Source organism: Pseudomonas sp. 43A (genome assembly GCF_013363935.1).
Lineage (GTDB): Bacteria > Pseudomonadota > Gammaproteobacteria > Pseudomonadales > Pseudomonadaceae > Aquipseudomonas > Aquipseudomonas crudilactis.
Window position 1 is genome coordinate 3,550,024 of the sequence record NZ_CP054880.1, and the last position, 19,824, is coordinate 3,569,847.

Below are 19,824 nucleotides of genomic sequence, written 5' to 3' on the forward strand. Positions count from 1 at the left end.
TTATCCTGGCGTGGTGAGGCCGGTCAGGCGCAAGCGATTGCGTCCGCCGCGTTTCGATTCGTAGAGGGCGGCGTCGCCTTGTTCGATCAGTGCCGTCAGATTGGCGGGCGCTTTGTCGAACAGGCTGGCGCCGATGCTCAGGGTCACGGCCGCGGTAGTGGGGAATGTCTGTGAGGTGGTGCTCAGAAACTGCTCGCGCAATGTATTGCCCAGTTCCATGACGCGCTCGCCTGATGTGCTGTTGAGCAGGATGACAAACTCGTCACCGCCCAGACGCGCCGTCAGCGCATTGCGCGGCAGCACCGAGCGGATCATCTCGCTCAGTGCGATCAGCAAACGATCCCCGGCGGTGTGGCCGTACTGGTCGTTGACCAGTTTGAAGTTGTCGATGTCGATCAGCAGCAGGGCGCCGGGATGCTCCGTCGACACCTGTTCAAGCAGGCGCGGTGCGCGTTTTTCCAGGGCGCGGCGGTTGTACAGGGCGGTCAGCGGATCACGCTCGGCGAGGCGGGCGATCTGTTTTTCCCGGCGATAGCGCTCGGTGCCGGTCATCGACAGGGCGATCAACATGATCGCCATCGCACCCTCGACCAGAGAAATCTGGATGATCACGCCACGAAACGCCGCCAGATCGATCAGCGTGCCGGGGATCACCACCGTCAGGGCTTTGGCCACGTAGAAAATCCCGTGACCGAGCAGCACATAGCGCAACTGCACCGCGCCGACGCTCAACGACTTGCCGTGGGGACGCAGCAGTGAGCTGGCCTTGAGGGTCGCCAGCGCCACCAGCAACGAATTGGCCGCCAGCATCACCTTCGACCACAGCGGCCCGTCCGGCAGCAACAGCATGACCAGCCAGGTGACGAAGATCAGGTACCAGGCCGGCGACAACCGTATCTGGGTAAAGCGTGCCACGCCGAGCAGGAACAGGAAATGCGCGGTTACCAACAAGCCGTTGGCGAACCAGATGCCGATCAATAAAAAGCCGCTACTGCGCAGCAGGGCCAGGGTGGAACCGACGGTGATGGTGGCGAAACCGGCGCTCCAGAACAGCAGCGAAGGCTCACGAATGCTGCGCCATTCGATCGCCAGATACAGCGCGGCGGCGGCTGCGAGGGCGATGGAAATGGTCAACATCGTAGGTGGGTCGAGCGGCATTTCTTGATGAGCCTGTCTGATTGGCGGTTAGACCGGCGATTGTAAGCGTTCGGGCGGTTTTTTCGCAGAGGTCGCGTTGCCGCGCAGACCGCTGGCAGCGGGGAGGGCGCGGCAGGCATCATCCGCCGCGCCGATCCGTTATTGACTGGCGTCGAGCACTACGCGATAGCGCGCCTTGCCGCTGCGTAAATGGTCGACGGCCTCGTTGACCTTGCTCATGGGAAACATCTCGACCTGCGGCAGAATCTGATGCCGCGCGCAAAACTCGAGCATGGTTGCCATGGTCGCCGGCGAACCCACCGGGGAGGCGGAAAGGGATTTCTGTTGGGGAATCAGATTGAACACGTGCACCGGAATCGCGCTGGGCACGATGCCGACGAAGTGCAGGCGGCCGTTGGCGCGCAGCGTGGCGAGCAGGGCGGTCCAGTCGAGGTCGGCGTTGGCGCTGACCAGCAGGAAGTCCAGCGTACCGGCAATCGCATTCAGCGCGTTGCTGTCGGTCGAAGCCACGACGTTGTGCGCGCCGAGGCGTTTGGCTTCGTCCTGCTTGTTCAGTGATGAGGTAAACGCGGTGACTTCGCAGCCCCAAGCGTTGAGAAAACGCAAAGCCAAATGGCCTAGGCCGCCAATCCCGACCACGCCGACGCGGTCAGTGGGTTTGACGCCAAATTGCAGCAGCGGATTGAACACCGTGGAACCGGCGCAAAACAATGGCCCGACCATGGCCGGGTCGAGATTGTCCGGCACCGGAATCGCCCAGGCCCAATGCGAGCGCAAGCGGTCGGCAAAACCGCCGTTGCTGCCAATGATCGTTGGTTGCGCAGTGCCGCACAGTTGTTGCGAGCCGGACATGCACGACGAGCAGTGCATGCAGCTGCCCTTGTACCAGCCGATGCCCACTCGCTGGCCCATCTTCAGGCCGCGCACCTGCGGGCCCATGCGCACGATTTTGCCGACGGCTTCGTGCCCCGGCACAAACGGATAGCGGCTGATGCCCCAGTCGTTGTCGATCAGCGATTGGTCGGAGTGGCAGACACCGCAGTATTCCACGGCGATTTCTACGTCTTCTTCGCCCAACGTGCCGGGATCAAAGCTGTAACGCTCCAGTGGTGCACCGGCCGCAGTGGCGGCCCAACCGTTGAAAGTAGTGGGTTCGGTGTTGCTCATGGGGCACCTCCGGTTCGACTGACGGGGACAGCAGCCCGGCAAGTCTAGTCGGTCATGGCGTGGGCGCGAGCCAGGTGTCGACGACGCGGCGATCGAGTTCTTCCCAGTAGGCCATGCCCAGCACGCGGGTGGTGTTCAGGCCGCGCAGGTAGCCGCGCAACTGATTGGCGGTGTCTGTGATGAGCTGTGGGTTGGTGGTGTCCTTGTCCAGCAATACACTTTCGTACTGAACCAGATACTCGGCCACACGCTCGCGAAAATCGGGCAGAACGGCGTCACGGATCAGGTCAAACGTTCTCAAGGCGAACTCCTCATTTCATGTTTTTCTCGTTGTAGTTGAGTGTGTATCAGTCTGCACATCGCGCAACTATTGCTAGAAGTAATAGTGACCATCAAGAAACGCAAGTTCTGCTTTGTCGGTAAACGGCGGAAAATCGCCTTCATCGAACACGCACTCAAGGAATTTGCGCGATGAACACATTGACTCGACTGGCTTTGGTCGCCCTGCTGACGGGCGGAGCACTCTTCACTGCACCGACGTTCGCAGCCGATGCCGGGTCGTGTCACTTCCAGACTCTCACCGGCAGCAGCGCGACATTGCAGCATTCGCAAACAGTCGGCGTGTTGCTCAGCGAGAACACCCTGGACAATCTGCAATACCTTGAGCGTTACCACGACATGGCGGTCAACGGCGCGAAAGATGCGCTCGACTCGCGAATTCGTGAAGCCTTCGTCAGCAGTTCCGATCCGGAACTGGCCATCGACTGGCTGGTGAGTTCGCTGCAACAACAGTTCTTGTCGGTGACCGTTTACGACAACCTCGATGCGCTGGTGCAGGCGCATCCCGACGTGGTGGTGAAACTCGACACCTTCAATCGCTTGCTGACGCAGCAAAACAGCCTGGTCGAAGCACGTTTCACTGCACGCTTCTATGACGCCGACCTGCAATACATCGGCAAGGCTGAAGGTGCTGTCGAGAAACAGTTGCCATCGGTCTGGGTGCATAACCAGGCGGCACCGGCCATCGCTGCGCAGATCGATAAACAGCGTGACCTGCAACTCAACGCCTTGAAGCAATTCGATGTGTCGCTCAAGGCGCTGGTGGCGTCGAGCTGAACACTTAAAACATAAATGGCGACGGCGGCTCCGTGAGGCTGAACCGTTGCCGGTTGAACCGAACCTTTATTTTCAGGATGACACCGATGCGTCTTTTCTTTGTGCCTGCTCTGGCCGTTGCCTCTTTGCTGCTCGCCGGTTGCGCTTCGGCGCCGAATAATCCGAGCCTGACGTTGCAGACCAGCAAGACGCCTGCGCAGTACGCTGATTGTGTTGTGCCGAAGTTGCAGGGTAGCGCGTTGAACCCGACGGTTTCGCAGACTCAGCGCAGTTACCGGATTGTGGTGCCGAGCAAGGTTTCGGCTGACAACGTGCTTGAGGCTTATAAAGCCGGGAATGGCGGCAAGGTGTTTATTTACGAACGCCATTTGTTGGCTTCGAATCTGTTGCCTTCGAGTTTTGAGCGGGTTGCGCAGGATTGCATCTGATTTTGGCTTTTGTACGTATTTGACTGAGCTCCTTTGGTTGGCCGCAACCAACCAATTTTTGCCTCGCGCCCTTGTGTGGTTGCGGGGCTTTTTTTTGTTTGGGCTTGGCGGCCTTTGGGCCGACCATGTTCCTGGGGTTTTGGGGGTATATCCGTTGCTTCGGGTGGTGCGCCTGGCGGATTCGCTCTTACAGCGAGTCCCTTTGGCAAACGCCCCAAAGGAACCAAAGGTCTGGGCCCCGGCGTTCGGCCCTCGCCGTGGCTCGGGTTCCTTCGTTACGGTATATATCCCTCCACTCAGCCTGCCGAAGGGGCCAGCACGGCAAGATCAACAGCTGCAGCCGAGCTAACGCTCATCCTGTTGAGTGGTGGAAGAGCGTGCGGCCGGCTTTGGGTTTGTGCTGGATTTGCCCCTCACCCCAGCCCTCTCCCGAGGGAGAGGGAGCCGATTTGTGGGCTTTTCAATGCCTGAGTTCGACTCGGTATTTCACGTCGGCGTACCTCTCACAATCACCTCGGTCAGTTCCCTCTACCTCTGGGAGAGGGCTAGGGTGAGGGGCTTTTGATTTGATCTGCTGCTGAGCTTGAATTCAGCTCGGTATTTCATGTCGGTGTATTTCCCGCAATCACCTCGGTCAGTCCCCTCTGCCTCTGGGAGAGGGCTAGGGTGAGGGGCTTTTGATTTGATCTGCTGCTGAGCTTGAATTCAGCTCGGTATTTCACGTCGGCGTACCTCTCACAATCACCTCGGTCAGTTCCCTCTACCTCTGGGAGAGGGCTAGGGTGAGGGGCTTTTGATCTGGGTTATCCGGCAGGTTGCTGTAACATGCGGCATCTTCACTCTTGCGAGCAGCGAAAATGGATTCTCACTCGATATTGACCTTCACTCTGGTCGCCGCAATTGCCATTGCCAGCCCGGGGCCGGCGACTTTGATGGCGATCAACAATAGTCTGGCTCACGGGCAGCGCAGCACGATCTGGTCGTCGCTGGGTAATGCCAGTGGTCTGTTCTGTCTGTCGGCGGCGGCGATGTTGGGGTTGGGGGCGTTGCTGGCCAGTTCGGAAATTCTGTTTAACGCAGTGAAGATCATCGGTGCCGGGTATCTGTTCTACCTCGGCGTCAAGCAGCTGTTCAAAAAGGGCCCGATGCTGCCGGAGGGTGTCGAAGGGGAGGCGAGCAAGGTGCGGCCGACTCGCGGCAAGCTGTATAAGTCGGCGTTCCTGACGGCGGTGACCAACCCCAAGGCGACGATGTTTTTTACTGCGTTGTTTCCACAGTTCATCGATCAGGGCGCTGCGCTGCTGCCGCAATTTCTGATCCTGACTTCGATTTTCATGGCGCTGTCGGTGTCGTCACTGAGCGTGTACGCCGCGTTGGCCTCCCGCGCCAAGGGCGTGCTGACCCGGCCGGCCTTGTCGCGTTGGGTCAGTCGTGTCGTCGGTTCAACGTTCATCGGTTTTGGCGCGGCGATTCTGACGATGCGTCGGCAGACGGTCTAAACCCATTTGAACCGGGCCGGGAATCTCGCCACAAAGCAGGTGCCCGACTCCCTGTTTGAGGACACGCTCAAGGTGCCGTTGTGCGCCGTGGCGATCTGCGAGGCGATATAAAGCCCCAGACCCAAACCTTCGCAACGTTGCCCGGCTTCGGCGCGGGAGAACGGTTCGAACAGCAATGGCATCAGGTGTTCGGGAATCGGCGTGCCCTGATTGGTCAGCGAGAGGACAATTTCGTCGCGCTCGGCGTAAGCCTTGAAAATGATCGGCGTGGCGTTCGAACCGTGGGTAACAGCGTTCCCCAGCAGGTTGGAGAGCAATTGGCTGATGCGCAATGCATCGCAATAGACGCCCGCCGGCACCTCCAGCTCCGCGATGAACGCTGCCTGCGGATGCGACGCTTGCACCTCGGCAAGGGTCAGTTGCAGCGTGTGTTGCAAGTCGTCGACCAGCCTACGCTGCACGGGAATCCCACCACCCAGGCGTCCGCGGGCAAAGTCGAGGATGTTTTCGATCAGCACGCCCATGCGCACCGAGCTGCTGCGGATCGCCGAAATCAGATTGAGTGAGCGCTTTTCTTCGGTTTTGCTTTCCAGCAGGTCAGCGCTCATGCGAATCGCACTCAGCGGTGTGCGCAGGTCATGCCCGAGCACGGCGATGAACTGCTCGCGCAGGCGGCCCAGCTCATTGGCGTTGCTCAGTTCGACCTTGGTTGCCTCAAGATGACTTTGCGTATCGAGGCTCATGGCAATCAGTTGGGCGAAGAGGGTGAGCGTCTTGGCGATGGCCGGTTCGTCCAGATTGGCGGGCACGGAGTCGATGGCGCAGAGGGTGCCGAAGAAGTCGCCATTGGCTTTGACGATGGGGATGGAAATGTAACTCTCCAGTCCATAGGTTTTCGGTGTGTGGTGCAGGGAAAAGATCGGATGCGCGCTGGCGTGACCGAAAATCACCGGCTGCTGATGCTGGCGGATCTCATGGCAAATGGTCGACTCAAGCACCAGTTCGCCACCGGGTTTTAGCCCGAAATCAATCGAATCATCGACGGCGCAGGCCACCCAGTTTCGGTCAGTGACGCGGGCAACTGCAGCGAAACGAATGCCGGTGAGGTGCTTGACCATGCTCAGGATGACCGGCACTGCATCAATGCTGCGGATGGCGTCGATGTCGGGGGTGAATACCGGATTGGTCATGGACGATGCTTCTTGAAGAGTTCGCTCAGAGACTATCTGTTATTGCCAGGCATGACTAATGCGGTAATCAAGAAAGAACAAGGGCGCCACGGATTTCCCGGGCGCCCTTGTGTTTATTGCCGGTGCGACTCAGAACTTGTACTTGGCCGTCAGCATATAACTGCGCGGGTTGCCGTAGTTGTCGTTGGAACCCCAGGTGACATTGGAGCCGATGGCGGAGTAGTAGACGCGGTCAAAGATATTGTTCGCGTTGACCTGCAGATCCAAGTGTTTGTTGACTTCGTACCCAGCCATCAGGTCGGTCACCGCGTAGCCAGCCTGTTCGAGGCGATAGCTGCCGTTATTGGCCAGGGCGACATCGTTGTACATCCGGCTCTGCCAGTAAACGTTGCCACCCACGCGCAGGTGTTGCAGCGGACCCTGGAAGCGATACACGGTGGAGACCTTGAACAGATGCTCTGGTGTGTCTGTTTCGAAACGCTGATTGTTGTTGGCCGGGTTTTCGTCCTTGATGTAGTGCGCACGGGTGTAGGTGTAGCCGGCGCCGACCTGCCAGTTGTCGGTCAGGGCGCCTTGCAGTTCCATGTCGACGCCTTGGCTGCGTACTTTGCCCGATGACCCGTAGCAGGTCAGGACCGGGCAACCGAACTGATTGTCCGCCAGGGTGGCGCGGCCGGTCTGGTCCATCTGGAACACCGCCAGACTGGCGTTGAGGGCGCCGTCGAAGTACTCGCCCTTGATGCCGACTTCGTAGTTTTCACCGACGATCGGCTCGAGCACTTTACCGCCGAGGTCCTTCTGGGTCTGCGGGGTGAAGATGTCGGTATAGCTGGCGTACACCGAGTAGTGGTCGTCGAGCTTGTAGATCAGCCCAGCATAGCGGGTGAGGTTCTTGGTGACCTTGTAGTCGCCATCGGCGGTGCGGTCATCGTAGTCATACCAGTCGAGACGGCCGCCGAGGATCAGCGTCAGCGGGTCGGCCAGGCTCAGGCGGGTGGTCAGGTACACGGCGTCCTGGGTGGTGACGGTGCGGGTTTTGCCGTCCCGCACGAAGTCGGGTTTTGGCGCGCCAATCGGCCAGGCCGTGGTGTACGGGTCGTATTCCTTGGTGGTCGCGTCATACACGCGGTTGCTGGCGCCGACGACCAGTTCGTGGCTGCGGCCGAACGCTTCGAACGGGCCACTGGCGAATACGTCGAGCGAGCGCTGTTTGTCGGTGTGATGGGATTGATAGGCCGTGGTTTCCAGCGGGCCGGCGTAGCGCGACAGGTAAGTCCCGGAGAACTCGCCGTCGAGGGTCGAGGTCGAGCCAGCGACGTGCAGTTTCCAGTCGTTGTCGAAACGATGTTCCACTTCACCGAACACGGTGTCGATTTGCAGCTTGCGGTTTTCCCAATCGGTGCCCGGATAGGTGGAGCGAGGCAGGTCGAGGTGATGGCCGTTGGTGCCGATCGGCAAGCCGCCCCAGAAATAGTTGGTCTGTTCATTCTGCCGCGAGAAACCGAGGGTCGCGGTGGTGCTGTCGCTCAGGTCGGCTTCACCGATGGCGTAGAACAAGCCATGGTCGTTCTCTTCCTTGTCGCGGAAGCTGTCGGCGCCCTGATAGGAGCTGACCACGCGGCCGCGCAAGGTGCCGCTTTCGTTCAACGGGCTGGACGCGTCGATTTCGCCACGGTAGTCATCCCAACTGCCGGCGGCGCCGGTGAGGGTCACGCGTTGATCGGCAGTCGGGCGTTTGCGCACCAGGTTGATCGCCGCCGAAGGATTGCCGGCACCGGTGACCAGACCGGTCGCACCACGGACGATTTCGACGCGGTCGAACATCGCCAGATTGGGTTGCACTGCCATCGAGAACGGCGAGTACGAACTCGGCAGGCCGTCGTACATGATGGTGTCGATGTCGAAACCGCGCGAGCTGTACGTCTGCCGACCCGGGCCGCTGGCCTGGCTGAGGAACAACCCCGGCGTGCCTTTCACCACGTCGTTGATGCTGGTCATGTTCTGGTCGTCCATCCGTTGACGGGTAATCACCGTCACCGCCTGAGGCGTTTCGCGCATGGTCAGCGACAGCTTGGTTGCCGTGCGCATCGGGCCGGTGGTGTAGGACTGAGTGTCTTCGGTAGTGCTGCTCATCTGGGTGGCGCCGATTTCGGTGGCGTCCAGTTCCAGCGTGGCCGGGGCGGCTTTGACAGGCGTGGCGGGCGTTATCTCATCGGCCAGCGCCGGTGCGATGCTGGCCATGCAGACGGCGAGCGCGAGAAGGTTCGGTGAAAGGTTCGAGCGACGGTGAATGGTGTGAAACGACATCAATCTGCTTCCCCAAATGATACGAAAACGAATCTAGTGCGAGTGCGTGTAGGAATTATTCGCATTAGTCTGTCAGATCATTCCGGGTGAAGAAAGCCGTACGGCTCAGTTAGTTAATGAATTTTTCACATTTGTGCGACCGCTCTGCGTCGCGGGTTGGCGCAGGGTCGTGGTTTTTTGGGGGGCGAATGAGGTGCAGCAGACCGCTCACAAAGGTCTGTGATCGGCGCTGCTGACGGTCTTGCTCAGTGGATGAGTGTGGCGAAAAGCGTTGTCAGTTCAGATCGCTGGCGTCGTGCCGCTCGGGCACTTGAGTTGCCTCATCGCCCCACGTACGGTTGACCCGTTGCCCGCGAATCACCGCCGGTCGTTGAGCGATGTCTTCTGCCCAGCGCTGTACATGGGTGTATTCGTGAGCCGCCAAAAACTCGGCCGCCGAGTAGACATTGTTGCGCACCAATTGCCCGTACCACGGCCAGACCGCGATGTCGGCAATGGTGTAACTGTCGCCGGCCAGATAAGCACTTTCGGCCAAGCGCCGATCAAGCACATCCAGTTGGCGCTTGGCTTCCATGGTGAAGCGGTTGATCGGGTACTCCATTTTTTCCGGTGCGTAGGCATAGAAATGCCCGAAACCGCCGCCCAGATACGGCGCCGAGCCCATCTGCCAAAACAGCCAGTTCAAGGTTTCGGTGCGACCAGCAGGATCTTTTGGCAGGAAGGCGTCGAATTTCTCTGCCAGATACAGCAGGATCGAACCCGACTCGAACACACGAATCGGTGGTTCAACGCTTCGGTCCAGCAGCGCCGGGATTTTCGAATTCGGATTGATCTCGACAAACCCGCTGGAGAACTGATCGCCTTCGCCAATGCGGATCAGCCACGCATCGTACTCGGCAGCGCTGTGACCCAACGCCAACAGCTCTTCGAGCAGAATCGTCACTTTGACGCCGTTGGGCGTGGCCAGTGAATACAGCTGCAAAGGATGCTTGCCGACCGGCAGCGTCTTGTCATGGGTAGGACCGGCAATCGGCCGATTGATACTGGCGAACTGGCCACCGGACGGGGCTTCGTTTTTCCAGACCTGGGGCGGAACGTACGGCGTTTTGCTCATGTAAGGGGCCTCATCGTTTGCGAGTGGAAAAATACCTGCTGAGAATAGACAGGACACCACAGAACCCGCTTCCTGTTCCAGAGCGCGATGGATTTCTGTGCTTGCAATTGCCCGCTGCACTGAGACTGGCCAAATCACCACGGCCGTTCGAGAACTGCGCCAACAGCACAGCCTTCAGGACATGGCTGAGTCAGGTCGACGGTGATTTGCACCGCGATTGATCGGTCGCATCAGTCATTTCGCGCGCAGGTAGCGAACCCATTCGCTGGCTTTCCTGAGGCCATAAAAACTAAGGATCGAGACGGCGATCACTGCGATCATCGGCCCGATCACACCCAGCCCTGTGGTCACCTGGGTGTAGGCAGCGAGGGCCAGGGCAAGCACCGCATAGCCGGCGAGGTACTTCCTGTAGGCGATCAAGAGCATTGGCACCATCAGGACGACGAACAGATGAGTGGCGATGGTGATCAGGATTTCTGCGGTCAATTGAACAGGCACGCTGCCCATGGATGCCTGAGCCATGGTTATTTCGGCGTCGTACAGCAACATCTGCAGCGCAATGACGGTTATTGCGGCCGTTACCAGCGCAGAGAAGGCCGCTATTTTTGAGCGTTTCATCTGATCTCCAAAGGGTGAAGCAACGTCTGATGAATGAATCTTTCAGGCTCAGCGCTGTGGCCATTGATCCTTGATTTCAAACCATGGCGCCTTCGATGTCACTTCGACGTGTTGCTGTTTTTCGGTGGTGAACGTTGTGTCCAGCGTACCCAGCGCTACGGAGATCCAGCCGCTGTATTGGCCTTGATTGTTTGCCCAGAACAGCGACGAGCCGCAGTTCAGGCAAAACTGCCGTTGTACCGATTGCGAAGACTGATAGGCCTTGAGCTGTTCGGCGCCCTCCAGCAATTCCAGATTCTGGCGCAGCACGCTGCCATAGCTGGCGAACGCCGCGCCGTGGCTTTTGCGGCATTGGCTGCAATGGCAGTGCGAAAGTGCTTTGGGCCGTGAGCGAATCTGGTATTTCACCGCTCCGCACAGGCAGCTGCCCCGGAAGGTCTGAGGGGAGGGCGTCAGCATTGTTATCGGGGATCCTGGTAAGTGATGGCTGGTTTCAAGCGGTCAGGTGGCGGCGCCAGAAACCCGGTGATCAGGGAAATCACCTGTTGCTGGATCTCTGCGCGTGGGCGGCCACCCTCGCCATCGGTGCAGATAATGCTGTCGCCCGGCACATCTTCGTCGAGCATGGGCATGGCGCCAGGTTTGCAGATTGCCATGAAACTGAAGTGACTGGCGTCGCCGATCTCGACGAAACGCGATGAGGTTTTTGGCAGGCGTTTGGCGAGGTCGACGGATTCCAGTTCAGCGGGCAGTTCTTTCGACGGCACGCCGGCAGCGATGACGAGGATCGGTACGGGGTAGGCCGCGAGGCTGGCGTCGGTCATCCCGCGCGACAGGCCCAGATCCAGTGAAACCACGGCAGTGACGCGCTTGTCACGCCAATCGGCGGCCAACCGGGCTTTCGATTGCGCGGTGCTCGCTGTGTTCATCTGCTGGTACGCCGTGCAACTGGACAGTTGCGGATGGACTTTGCAGTCTTCGGCAAAACGCTCGGGGTCGAAGCGTGCGCCGCCGGCTTCGAGCACGGTCCAGCCGCCGAGAGAATGGCCGACGATGGCAATGCGATCCTTGGCCACCGCGCCGAATTTTTCCGGTTGCGCCGTCACCGCATCGATGGCGCGGCTCAGGTCGACGGGACGTTGCCACAACAGCGCCGCGGCTTGCGGGCTGCGATCGCGACTGGTGGTGCCGGGGTGGTTGACCGCTGCGACGATGTAACCCTGATGGGCCAGCGCACTGGCCAGCCAGGTCTGGTTGATCCAGCTTCCGCCGTTGCCGTGGGAAAGCACCACCAATGGATGCGCGCCGCTGGCGGCGGGGGCATCGAGCACCGCAGGAGCGCCGACGAATACCGGGTTGTCGCCGAACAATTGAGGCTTCGCATCGTTGGTCGCACTCGGGTACCAGACGACCATTTCCACCGGGCGCTCATTGTTCGGATCCGCCAGCGTGGCGTACTGGAAACCGACGGGGCGGGTGTCAGCGAATACGTAGCTGCTGAAGCAGATCAATAGCAGAGCGCCAAAAGACTTTTTCATTGTTGTTATCTTCCGTGATGGGCCGGACGGGCGTGGTGGACTTTGCCCGATTTCGCGCACTTCGGCGAGCCTCTTTGAGCCCTGCGTCTTAAACATTTTCCAGCGGCCAGCGCGCGGCCAGATGCGCGGTCAGATAATCCAGAAAGGCTTTGACCTTCGGCGTCATTGCCGCGCGCTCCTGCACGCAGGCGTAGATGTCCATCGGCTGGACGACGCTGTGTTCAAGCAGCGACACCAGTTGCCCGCTCGCCAGATAAGGTGCAGCCACAAACTCTGCCAGCCTTGTGATCCCGGCGCCGTGGACCGCCATTTGCGCCAGAGCATCGATATCATCGCTGATGGCGGTGGCATTGATATTGGCGTCGAAATGCTGACCGTCGCGGACAAAACTCCAGCGCAGAAAACGCCCGTCCAGTGGATAACGAAACGCCAGGCAGGCGTGGTTCTGCAAATCATCAGGCGATTGCGGCCACCCGGCGCGCTGCAGATAAGCCGGCGCAGCGCACATGATGAAGGGCAGCGAAACGATCTTGCGCGCGACGATGCCGTCCTCCAGTTGTGGCTTGATCCGCAGGCTCAGATCGATGCCGTCCTGGATGTGATTGATCTTGCCATTGGTGGTCGAGAGTTCGATGAGCAGGCGCGGGTGTTGTGCGGCGAAACCGGCGATCAGTGACGCCAGTACATGGCGGCCGAACGCGGATGTCGAGGCGATGCTCAGACGGCCCTGCAACTCGGTTTCATCGCTATTGATGGAGCTCTGCGCGGACTCCAGATCCGCTGCAATCCGGCGGACTTTCTCGTAATACACCGCACCGTTTTCGGTGAGTGCCATGCTGCGTGTGGTGCGTTGCAGCAGACGTACGCCGAGGTGTGCTTCCAGCCGATTGATCGTCTGGCTCACCGCCGCCGCACTGACGCCCAGCGTCTTGGCGGCGCCGACAATCGAGCCGGCTTCGACCACTTTGATAAAACTGGCAATCGCCGCTAACAGATTCATCCATGGCCCGTTGAGGGTTGATTCGTAAGTTCTGCTTTATAAAGTACCTGCGGTTGAGCGTCTAGTTTTGGCGGATCGGCGTTGCTAACGTGCGGTCTCCCCGTCAATGGATGGAAAAGCCATATGAATCAACCGACAAGCTCCGAAGCCCTGGTCATCAGCCGTCGCAAGCTATCGCCACGTGCCACGCCGTATGTGTTTGCGCTGTACATGGCGACGATCATGGCGTTTTTGATGTCGCTGGTGATTACCGCCGCCAACTCCGGCATTGATAACGATTACCTGAATAATGCGTTGCACGCCTACAAGCTGGCGATGCCTGCGGCGTTCCTGTGCATCCTCATCGTGCGGCCGATCGTGATCAAACTGGTGGCGTGGACGGTGCATCCGCATCGTTGAGGATTATTCGCGCCAGTATTGCCCTACAGCGCCTTGCGCCCCCTGCACAGGATCGCTTTGCGGGAATGGCAACTTCGCGATTTTTTCCAGTTGCTCGCGACTGGGGGCCTCGCGACAGATATCGGCGTGCTGGCCCGGTGGATAGGCGCCGACCACTAGAAAGTCGGCGCTGCAACTCAGGTTGCAATGGCCGGTGCCAGCGGGCAACAGCAACACATCACCAGCGCTGATCGGCACAACATGTCCGTCGGGTCCGCCCAGCATCAATTGCGCATGGCCAGCCGCAACACCTAGCACTTCATGGCCTTCGGTGTGGTAGTGATGGAAGTCATAGACCCCGTAGCGCCATTGCGGCGGCCAGCCGTTGGCGCGGAAGGTTTGTTCGAACAGGGCGGCGGGATCGCTGCCCTTGAGTTCAATCGCTTGTGGGTAGATCAACGCCGGCAGACGCGGGTTGTTCGGGACCCAGTCGTTGCGTTCCAGCTGCAGGGTTTGTACGGGCGTGGGCATGCTGTTCTCCTGTTCTGGCGTATTGACTGTTCCGGCGCCGTCGCGAGCAGGCTCGCTCCCACATTCAGACCGCAATCCCCTTGTGGGAGCGAGCCTGCTCGCGAATGGCCGCGCCGCTTATTCAACGGCTAAAGGGTGGACAGCCACAACGCGCACTTGCCTCAGAAAAACTCGTCGAGCAATCAATCGAAACTTCGCCAACCACCCAACTGTCCAGACCCTTACACCTTCCGGCAGATGTTCTGCCGGGACAGCTCCATGCAGCGGAGAAAGACGAGGATCGAGATGACGATGACTGTAGGAGACTTTCTGGTTGAGCGGCTCAGCCAATGGGGCGTCACGCGGATTTTTGGTTATCCGGGCGACGGCATCAACGGCGTGTTCGGCGCGCTCAGTCGGGCCAAGGGCAAGATCGAATTCGTCCAGGCGCGCCATGAAGAAATGGCTGCGTTCATGGCCTCGGCGCATGCCAAGTTCACGGGGGAATTGGGGGTGTGCATCGCCACGTCTGGCCCCGGCGCTTCGCACCTGATCACCGGCCTCTACGATGCGCGCATGGATCACATGCCGGTGCTGGCCATTGTCGGTCAGCAGGCGCGCACGGCGCTGGGCAGTCACTACCAGCAAGAGCTTGATCTGGTATCGATGTTCAAGGACGTCGCCGGGGCATTTGTGCAACAGGCCTCGGCGCCTTCGCAGGTGCGGCACCTGCTCGATCGAGCCGTGCGCACCGCAGTGGGCGAGCGCAGGGTAACCGCGCTGATCCTGCCCAACGATCTGCAGGAGCTGAAATACGAAGCACCGGCTCGCGAACATGGCACCGCGCATTCCGGGGTCGGTTACACGAAACCCAGAGTGCTGCCTTATGACGTGGATCTGCAGCGGGCCGCCGAGGTTTTGAATGCCGGCGAGAAGGTTGCCATTCTGGTCGGAGCGGGGGCATTGCAGGCGACGGATCAAGTCATCGCGGTGGCCGAAAAACTCGGCGCCGGCGTCGCCAAGGCCCTGTTGGGCAAAGCCGTGTTGCCGGACGATCTGCCTTGGGTCACCGGCAGCATCGGCCTGCTCGGCACCGAGCCGAGCTACAAATTGATGAGCGAATGCGACACCTTGCTGATGATCGGTTCGGGTTTCCCGTACTCGGAGTTTCTGCCAAAAGAAGGTCAGGCCCGTGGCGTGCAAATCGATTTGCAGCCCGACATGCTCAGCCTGCGCTATCCGATGGAGGTCAATCTGGTCGGTGATTCGGCAGAAACCCTCGCGGCGCTGTTGCCACTGCTGGAGCAGAAAACCTCAAACAAGTGGCGCAAGAAAGTCGAAGGCTGGCGCGGTAGCTGGGAGAAAACCCTTGAAAAACGCGCGATGGCCAAAGCCGATCCGGTCAACCCGCAAAGGGTGGTGTACGAGTTGTCGCCGCGCCTGCCCGATAACGCAATCATCACCAGCGACTCCGGCTCCTGCGCCAACTGGTTTGCTCGTGACCTGAAAATCCGCCGTGGCATGCAGTGCTCGTTGTCCGGTGGACTCGCGTCCATGGGCGCCGCTGTGCCTTACGCGATTGCCGCCAAATTTGCTCACCCCGAGCGTGCAGTGATCGCACTGGTGGGCGACGGTGCGATGCAGATGAACAACATGGCCGAACTGATTACCGTCGCCAAGTACTGGCGCCAGTGGGCGAGCCCGAAATGGATCTGCGCGGTGTTCAACAACGAGGACCTCAATCAGGTGACGTGGGAGCAGCGGGTGATGGAGGGCGATCCGAAGTTCGAAGCTTCGCAAAGCATTCCCGATGTGCCTTATCACTTGTTCGCCATTTCCATTGGCCTGAAGGGTATTTTCGTTGATCGCGAAGAAGACGTCGCCGCTGCCTGGGAACAGGCGCTGGCCTCGGAGGTGCCGGTGCTGATCGAGTTCAAGACCGACCCGAACGTGCCGCCGTTGCCGCCGCACATCAAGCTTGAGCAGGCGAAGAAATTCGCCACGACCTTGCTCAAGGGTGACCCGGATGAAGGCGGGGTGATCATGCAAACCGCGAAGCAGGTGCTCGGCGCGGTATTGCCCGGCAAAAAATAACCGGTTAACGCACAGGTTGATCGTTCCCGCGCGCAGCAAAGGAACGCAGCCCGTGACGCTCTGCGTCACTGGACGCAGAGCGTCCCTAGAGGCATTCCTTTGCTGCGCTTGGGAACGATCAATGAGCGGAAGGTGCACTGATGATTTTCGTGGGTTGTGCAGGCTGGAGTCTAGGGCGCGAACACTGGCCGGCATTTCCGGCAGATGGCACGAACTTGCAGCGCTACGCCGGGCGTCTCAACGGCGTGGAAATCAACAGCTCGTTCTACCGTCCGCATCGTCGGCAAACCTATGAACGCTGGGCGGATGGCGTGCCGGAAGCCTTCCGCTTTTCGGTGAAAATGCCCAAACACATCAGCCATGAATTGCGCTTGGTGGGTTGTGAACGAGCGCTGGATAAATTCCTCGCCGAGTGCGCAGGTCTGGGTGAGCGCCTGGGCTGTTTGCTGGTGCAGTTGCCGCCGTCACTGGCGTTCGACGAAAGCGTCGCCGAAGCCTTTTTCACGACATTGCGTCAGCGGTTTTCCGGTTCTGTGGTGCTTGAGCCAAGACATGAATCGTGGGTCAGTGCCGAGCCAATGCTGATGACGCATCAGATTGCCCAAGCGGCAGTCGATCCCTCACGCATCAGCACCGATGCTGCGCCGATCGGCTGGACAGAAACGAAATACTGGCGACTGCACGGCTCACCGCGCATTTACCACAGCGCCTACGATTCCACTTATCTGCAAAACCTTGCACAAGCCCTGCAATCAGCGGCCGCAGCGGGGGCCACGACCTGGTGCATTTTCGACAACACCGCCAGCGGCGCAGCGCTCGGCAACGCCTTGACGCTGGCGACGCTGACCTGCGGTTGAATCAGACCGCCAGGTGCTCATACAGAATCGTCGCACCGACAATCATCAGCACCACGCCGCCGACGATTTCCGCACGCTTGCCGACGACCGCGCCGAGCACTCGGCCGAGCATCACGCCAAGGGTCACCATGGTCATGGTCGCCAGACCGATCGCTGCTGCTGCGACCCAGATATTGACGTCGACAAACGCCAGGCCGACGCCCACGGCGAGGGCATCAATGCTGGTGGCAAACGCGGTGACGGCAAGAATCAGGAAGGAGTGCGACCCCGGCTTTTCTTCTTCCTCTTCTTCGTGTTTAAGGCCGTTGTAGATCATGTGCAGGCCGAGAATCACCAGCAGGGTGAAGGCGATCCAGTGGTCCCATTCGGCGACCCAGCGGGTGGCCGCCTGGCCGATCAGCCAGCCGATGATGGGCGTGATGGCTTCGATCACGCCGAAGATCAGGCCGGTGCGCAGGGCTTCGGTGAGGCGCGGTTTGTGCAGGCTGGAGCCTTTGCCGATGGCGGCGGCGAACGCATCCGTGGACATGGCCAAAGCGAGGAATATGAGGGAAACAGGATTCACGGGGGCACACTTCCAGTCGGGCTATGAGTCAACGACACAACCACACGCCCGACTTTAGGCATGGATGTGTCGTCGGTCTCACCAACCAAAAGGTGTTCGCACCACGGCATGTTGCCGAGAATGTTGATACGAACGCTTCCGAAAGGCTCGGAAACAGGCTACTCCCCAACGAGGCTGCGGATCTTATGTGGGCAAACATGAAAATTTCGTCAAAACCACGGCATCGGTAATCAGGTTTGACAAGTCACGCCGGCCGCTCGTTGATGCGCAGTTCTGCGCACAAGCCGCCCCGGGGCAGGTTGTACAGCTGCAAGGTGCTGCCGATCTTGCTGACGATCATTTGCACAATCGCCAGTCCCAGTCCGGCGCCATTGGCGTGACCGTGGCTGTAGAAACGCTCGAACAGTCGTGCGTAATCCTCTTCGTTGATACCGGGCCCAGCGTCTTCGACACTGATGTACACCGCGCCGGATGCCTGCGGTTGGACCTGTACGCGCACTTCGCTGCCGGGCGGGGCGAAGTTCAAGGCGTTGGTGACCAGGTTCTGCAAGGCGATGGCGAGTGCGACCGGGTCGGTGTCGACGGGGCAGTGGTGGTCGCTGTCGAGAATCAGGTCGACGTCTTTCTCCAGCGCCAGCGGCGCCAGTTCGGCGAGTTCTTCACGCACCAGCGCAGTCAGCTCCACCGGGCTTTTTTCCGGGTTGGCCAGGCGCGGCTCAATGCGCGCCATGGTCAGCAACTGGCTGGCGATGCGAGTGGCACGATCCACCGCACTGACCAGAAACTCCAGCGCCTCCTCTCGCTGTTGCGCGGTACTGGCGAGCTGCGCGTTTTGCGCATGGATGCGCAGAATCGCCAGCGGCGTGCGCAACTCGTGGGCGGCGTCGGCGATGAAGCGTCGCTCGCGCGCCAGCAGGTTGTCGATCTGCTGCAACAGGCGATTGAGCGCGGTTTGCATCGGTTCGAGGTCGTGGGGCAGGGGGCGCAGATTCAGCGGTTTGAGGGTGTCAGTGTTGCGCCCGCGAATGGTCTGCGCCATGGCTCGCAACGGTTGCAGGCCCCAGCCGATGGCCAGCCAGATCAGCATCGTCAGCACTGGCACGCCGATCACACTCGGCCATAACGTGTGGCCAACGATTCGCTCGATCAGATCCTGCCGAATGTCATCGCGTTCACCGACCCAGATCAACAGCCCTTGCTGCGAATCCTTGAGCAGAAACGCGCACCAGTCACGGCCGTTTTCCATCAGGTCGTGAGAACCGAAAGTGGTCGGCGGCGCCGGGAGTTCCGGCGCTTCGGCCGAGCGCATCAGCAATTGCCCATCGCTGCGCCAGACCTGAAACGTCAAACGGGTTTCGTAGGGGTGCGCCGCCTCGCCATCACCGACCCGGCTCATCGCTTCATCGAAGGCCTGATGCAGCCGCTGCCAGTTGTTGTCGCCCGGTGCGCGTTGCGCCAGCACGCCTTGCAGCAGGCGTGCGCTTTGCGCCAGTTGTGCGTCGTAGACCTCTTCGATTTCGTGATGGCTGTCGCGCAGCACCAGCCAACTGATCAGCAGATCGCCCATCAATACCAGGATCAATACCGGCACCAGAATTCGCGCACGTATCGAGATCATGGTTTGACCGCCATCACGTAACCCACCCCGCGCACAGTGCGGATCAACTCGCTCGCAAGCTTTTTGCGCAGGTTGTGAATCAGCACTTCGAGGGTGTTGCTCTCGACCCGTTCCTGCCAGCCGTACAGTGCGCCGGACAGGCGCTCGCGGGTGACGACTTTGCCGGGCCGGGCCATCAGTTGATGCAGTAACTGATACTCCATCGGCGTCATCACCACCTCATTGCCAAGCCAAGTGACTTGCTGGCTGAGCGGATCGAGGCACACGCCGGCATGTTCGAGCACCGGTTGCGCGCGGCCCTGACTGCGCCGCAGCAACGCGCGGATGCGCGCCTTCAACTCATCGACATCGAACGGTTTGATCAGGTAGTCGTCGGCGCCGGCATCGAGGCCGGCGATGCGCTCGGCGGTGCCATCGCGGGCGGTGAGGATCAGCACCGGCAAGTCCTGTTGTTCGCTGCGCAGTTGTTGCAGCAAGGCCAGACCGTCGAGCCGTGGCAGGCCGAGGTCAAGCAGCAGCAGATCGAAGCTTTCACTGCGCAGGGCATGCAGGGCACTGACCCCGTCCTGCAACCAGTCGAGGGTATAACCTTCGTTGCTCAGGGCAACGCGAATGCCTTGTCCGAGGGCACGATCATCTTCGACCAGAAGCAGGCGCATGGCGGTTC

Annotated in this window: 20 protein-coding genes and 1 riboswitch; of the genes, 6 read left to right on the forward strand and 14 right to left on the reverse strand. The window is 60.1% G+C overall.

Going from position 1 to position 19,824, the window contains the following annotated elements:
* The 3 genes from HUW52_RS15550 to HUW52_RS15560 all read right to left on the reverse strand — a co-directional run bounded on the left by HUW52_RS15550 (position 1) and on the right by HUW52_RS15560 (position 2,626).
* Positions 1–1,158 (reverse strand): GGDEF domain-containing protein, encoded by a 1,158-nt coding sequence (locus tag HUW52_RS15550; protein ID WP_175554162.1) that lies wholly within the window; start codon positions 1,156–1,158, stop codon positions 1–3.
* 138 nt (positions 1,159–1,296) lie between these two features.
* On the reverse strand, positions 1,297–2,325 hold the full coding sequence (locus HUW52_RS15555) for an NAD(P)-dependent alcohol dehydrogenase (protein WP_175554163.1): 1,029 nt from the start codon (positions 2,323–2,325) through the stop codon (positions 1,297–1,299).
* 52 nt (positions 2,326–2,377) lie between these two features.
* Positions 2,378–2,626, reverse strand: coding sequence for a hypothetical protein (locus HUW52_RS15560; protein WP_016983039.1), 249 nt, complete (start codon positions 2,624–2,626; stop codon positions 2,378–2,380).
* A 170-nt stretch (positions 2,627–2,796) separates the two neighbouring features.
* Here HUW52_RS15560 and HUW52_RS15565 point away from each other — a divergent pair, with 170 nt between their 5' ends.
* The 3 genes from HUW52_RS15565 (at position 2,797) to HUW52_RS15575 (ending at position 5,368) form a co-directional block, all read left to right on the forward strand.
* Complete coding sequence (locus HUW52_RS15565; protein WP_175554164.1) at positions 2,797–3,441, forward strand: ATPase; 645 nt, start codon at positions 2,797–2,799, stop codon at positions 3,439–3,441.
* Positions 3,442–3,527: 86 nt separating this feature from the next.
* On the forward strand, positions 3,528–3,869 hold the full coding sequence (locus tag HUW52_RS15570; protein WP_175554165.1) for a hypothetical protein: 342 nt from the start codon (positions 3,528–3,530) through the stop codon (positions 3,867–3,869).
* 857 nt (positions 3,870–4,726) lie between these two features.
* Positions 4,727–5,368 carry a LysE family translocator gene (locus HUW52_RS15575; RefSeq protein WP_016984467.1) on the forward strand — a complete coding sequence of 214 codons (642 nt, stop codon included), beginning with the start codon at positions 4,727–4,729 and terminating at the stop codon, positions 5,366–5,368.
* On the opposite strand, the gene HUW52_RS15580 is transcribed toward HUW52_RS15575, so the two are convergent.
* The 7 genes from HUW52_RS15580 to HUW52_RS15610 form a co-directional block, all read right to left on the reverse strand.
* Positions 5,365–6,558: a GAF domain-containing sensor histidine kinase gene (locus tag HUW52_RS15580; protein ID WP_175554166.1), complete on the reverse strand. Its 1,194-nt coding sequence runs from the start codon at positions 6,556–6,558 to the stop codon at positions 5,365–5,367. The two genes, HUW52_RS15575 and HUW52_RS15580, sit on opposite strands and share 4 nt — an antisense overlap.
* A gap of 129 nt (positions 6,559–6,687) precedes the next feature.
* Entirely contained in the window at positions 6,688–8,865 is a 2,178-nt protein-coding gene (locus tag HUW52_RS15585; protein ID WP_175554167.1) for a TonB-dependent siderophore receptor, read from the reverse strand.
* Between the two features lie 274 nt (positions 8,866–9,139).
* Positions 9,140–9,979 carry a glutathione-dependent disulfide-bond oxidoreductase gene (gene yghU, locus HUW52_RS15590; RefSeq protein WP_175554168.1) on the reverse strand — a complete coding sequence of 280 codons (840 nt, stop codon included), beginning with the start codon at positions 9,977–9,979 and terminating at the stop codon, positions 9,140–9,142.
* Between the two features lie 234 nt (positions 9,980–10,213).
* Positions 10,214–10,597, reverse strand: coding sequence for a hypothetical protein (locus tag HUW52_RS15595; RefSeq protein ID WP_175554169.1), 384 nt, complete (start codon positions 10,595–10,597; stop codon positions 10,214–10,216).
* A 48-nt stretch (positions 10,598–10,645) separates the two neighbouring features.
* Positions 10,646–11,056: a GFA family protein gene (locus HUW52_RS15600; protein WP_016984473.1), complete on the reverse strand. Its 411-nt coding sequence runs from the start codon at positions 11,054–11,056 to the stop codon at positions 10,646–10,648.
* A 2-nt stretch (positions 11,057–11,058) separates the two neighbouring features.
* Complete coding sequence (locus HUW52_RS15605; RefSeq protein ID WP_175554170.1) at positions 11,059–12,135, reverse strand: alpha/beta fold hydrolase; 1,077 nt, start codon at positions 12,133–12,135, stop codon at positions 11,059–11,061.
* An 88-nt stretch (positions 12,136–12,223) separates the two neighbouring features.
* Positions 12,224–13,135 (reverse strand): LysR family transcriptional regulator, encoded by a 912-nt coding sequence (locus tag HUW52_RS15610; protein WP_175554171.1) that lies wholly within the window; start codon positions 13,133–13,135, stop codon positions 12,224–12,226.
* Between the two features lie 123 nt (positions 13,136–13,258).
* Between HUW52_RS15610 and HUW52_RS15615 the strand changes: the two genes are divergently transcribed.
* On the forward strand, positions 13,259–13,534 hold the full coding sequence (locus HUW52_RS15615; protein WP_175554172.1) for a DUF2798 domain-containing protein: 276 nt from the start codon (positions 13,259–13,261) through the stop codon (positions 13,532–13,534).
* Positions 13,535–13,537: 3 nt separating this feature from the next.
* On the opposite strand, the gene HUW52_RS15620 is transcribed toward HUW52_RS15615, so the two are convergent.
* A complete protein-coding gene (locus HUW52_RS15620; RefSeq protein ID WP_175554173.1) occupies positions 13,538–14,044 on the reverse strand; it encodes a cupin in 507 nt (168 codons plus the stop codon).
* A 285-nt stretch (positions 14,045–14,329) separates the two neighbouring features.
* Between HUW52_RS15620 and HUW52_RS15625 the strand changes: the two genes are divergently transcribed.
* Positions 14,330–16,117 (forward strand): thiamine pyrophosphate-requiring protein, encoded by a 1,788-nt coding sequence (locus HUW52_RS15625; RefSeq protein ID WP_175554174.1) that lies wholly within the window; start codon positions 14,330–14,332, stop codon positions 16,115–16,117.
* Positions 16,118–16,257: 140 nt separating this feature from the next.
* A complete protein-coding gene (locus tag HUW52_RS15630; protein WP_175554175.1) occupies positions 16,258–16,974 on the forward strand; it encodes a DUF72 domain-containing protein in 717 nt (238 codons plus the stop codon).
* Between the two features lies 1 nt (position 16,975).
* Here HUW52_RS15630 and mntP read toward each other — a convergent pair whose 3' ends face one another.
* From mntP to HUW52_RS15645, 3 genes are all read right to left on the reverse strand, one after another.
* Positions 16,976–17,539 (reverse strand): manganese efflux pump MntP, encoded by a 564-nt coding sequence (mntP, locus tag HUW52_RS15635; protein WP_175554176.1) that lies wholly within the window; start codon positions 17,537–17,539, stop codon positions 16,976–16,978.
* A 6-nt stretch (positions 17,540–17,545) separates the two neighbouring features.
* A riboswitch (yybP-ykoY riboswitch) is annotated at positions 17,546–17,718 on the reverse strand.
* A 65-nt stretch (positions 17,719–17,783) separates the two neighbouring features.
* Entirely contained in the window at positions 17,784–19,157 is a 1,374-nt protein-coding gene (locus HUW52_RS15640) for an ATP-binding protein (protein ID WP_175554177.1), read from the reverse strand.
* Positions 19,154–19,816, reverse strand: a complete 663-nt coding sequence (locus HUW52_RS15645) for a response regulator (protein ID WP_016984482.1) — start codon at positions 19,814–19,816, stop codon at positions 19,154–19,156. The genes HUW52_RS15640 and HUW52_RS15645 overlap by 4 nt, the downstream gene beginning before the upstream one ends.
* Positions 19,817–19,824 lie beyond the last annotated feature (8 nt).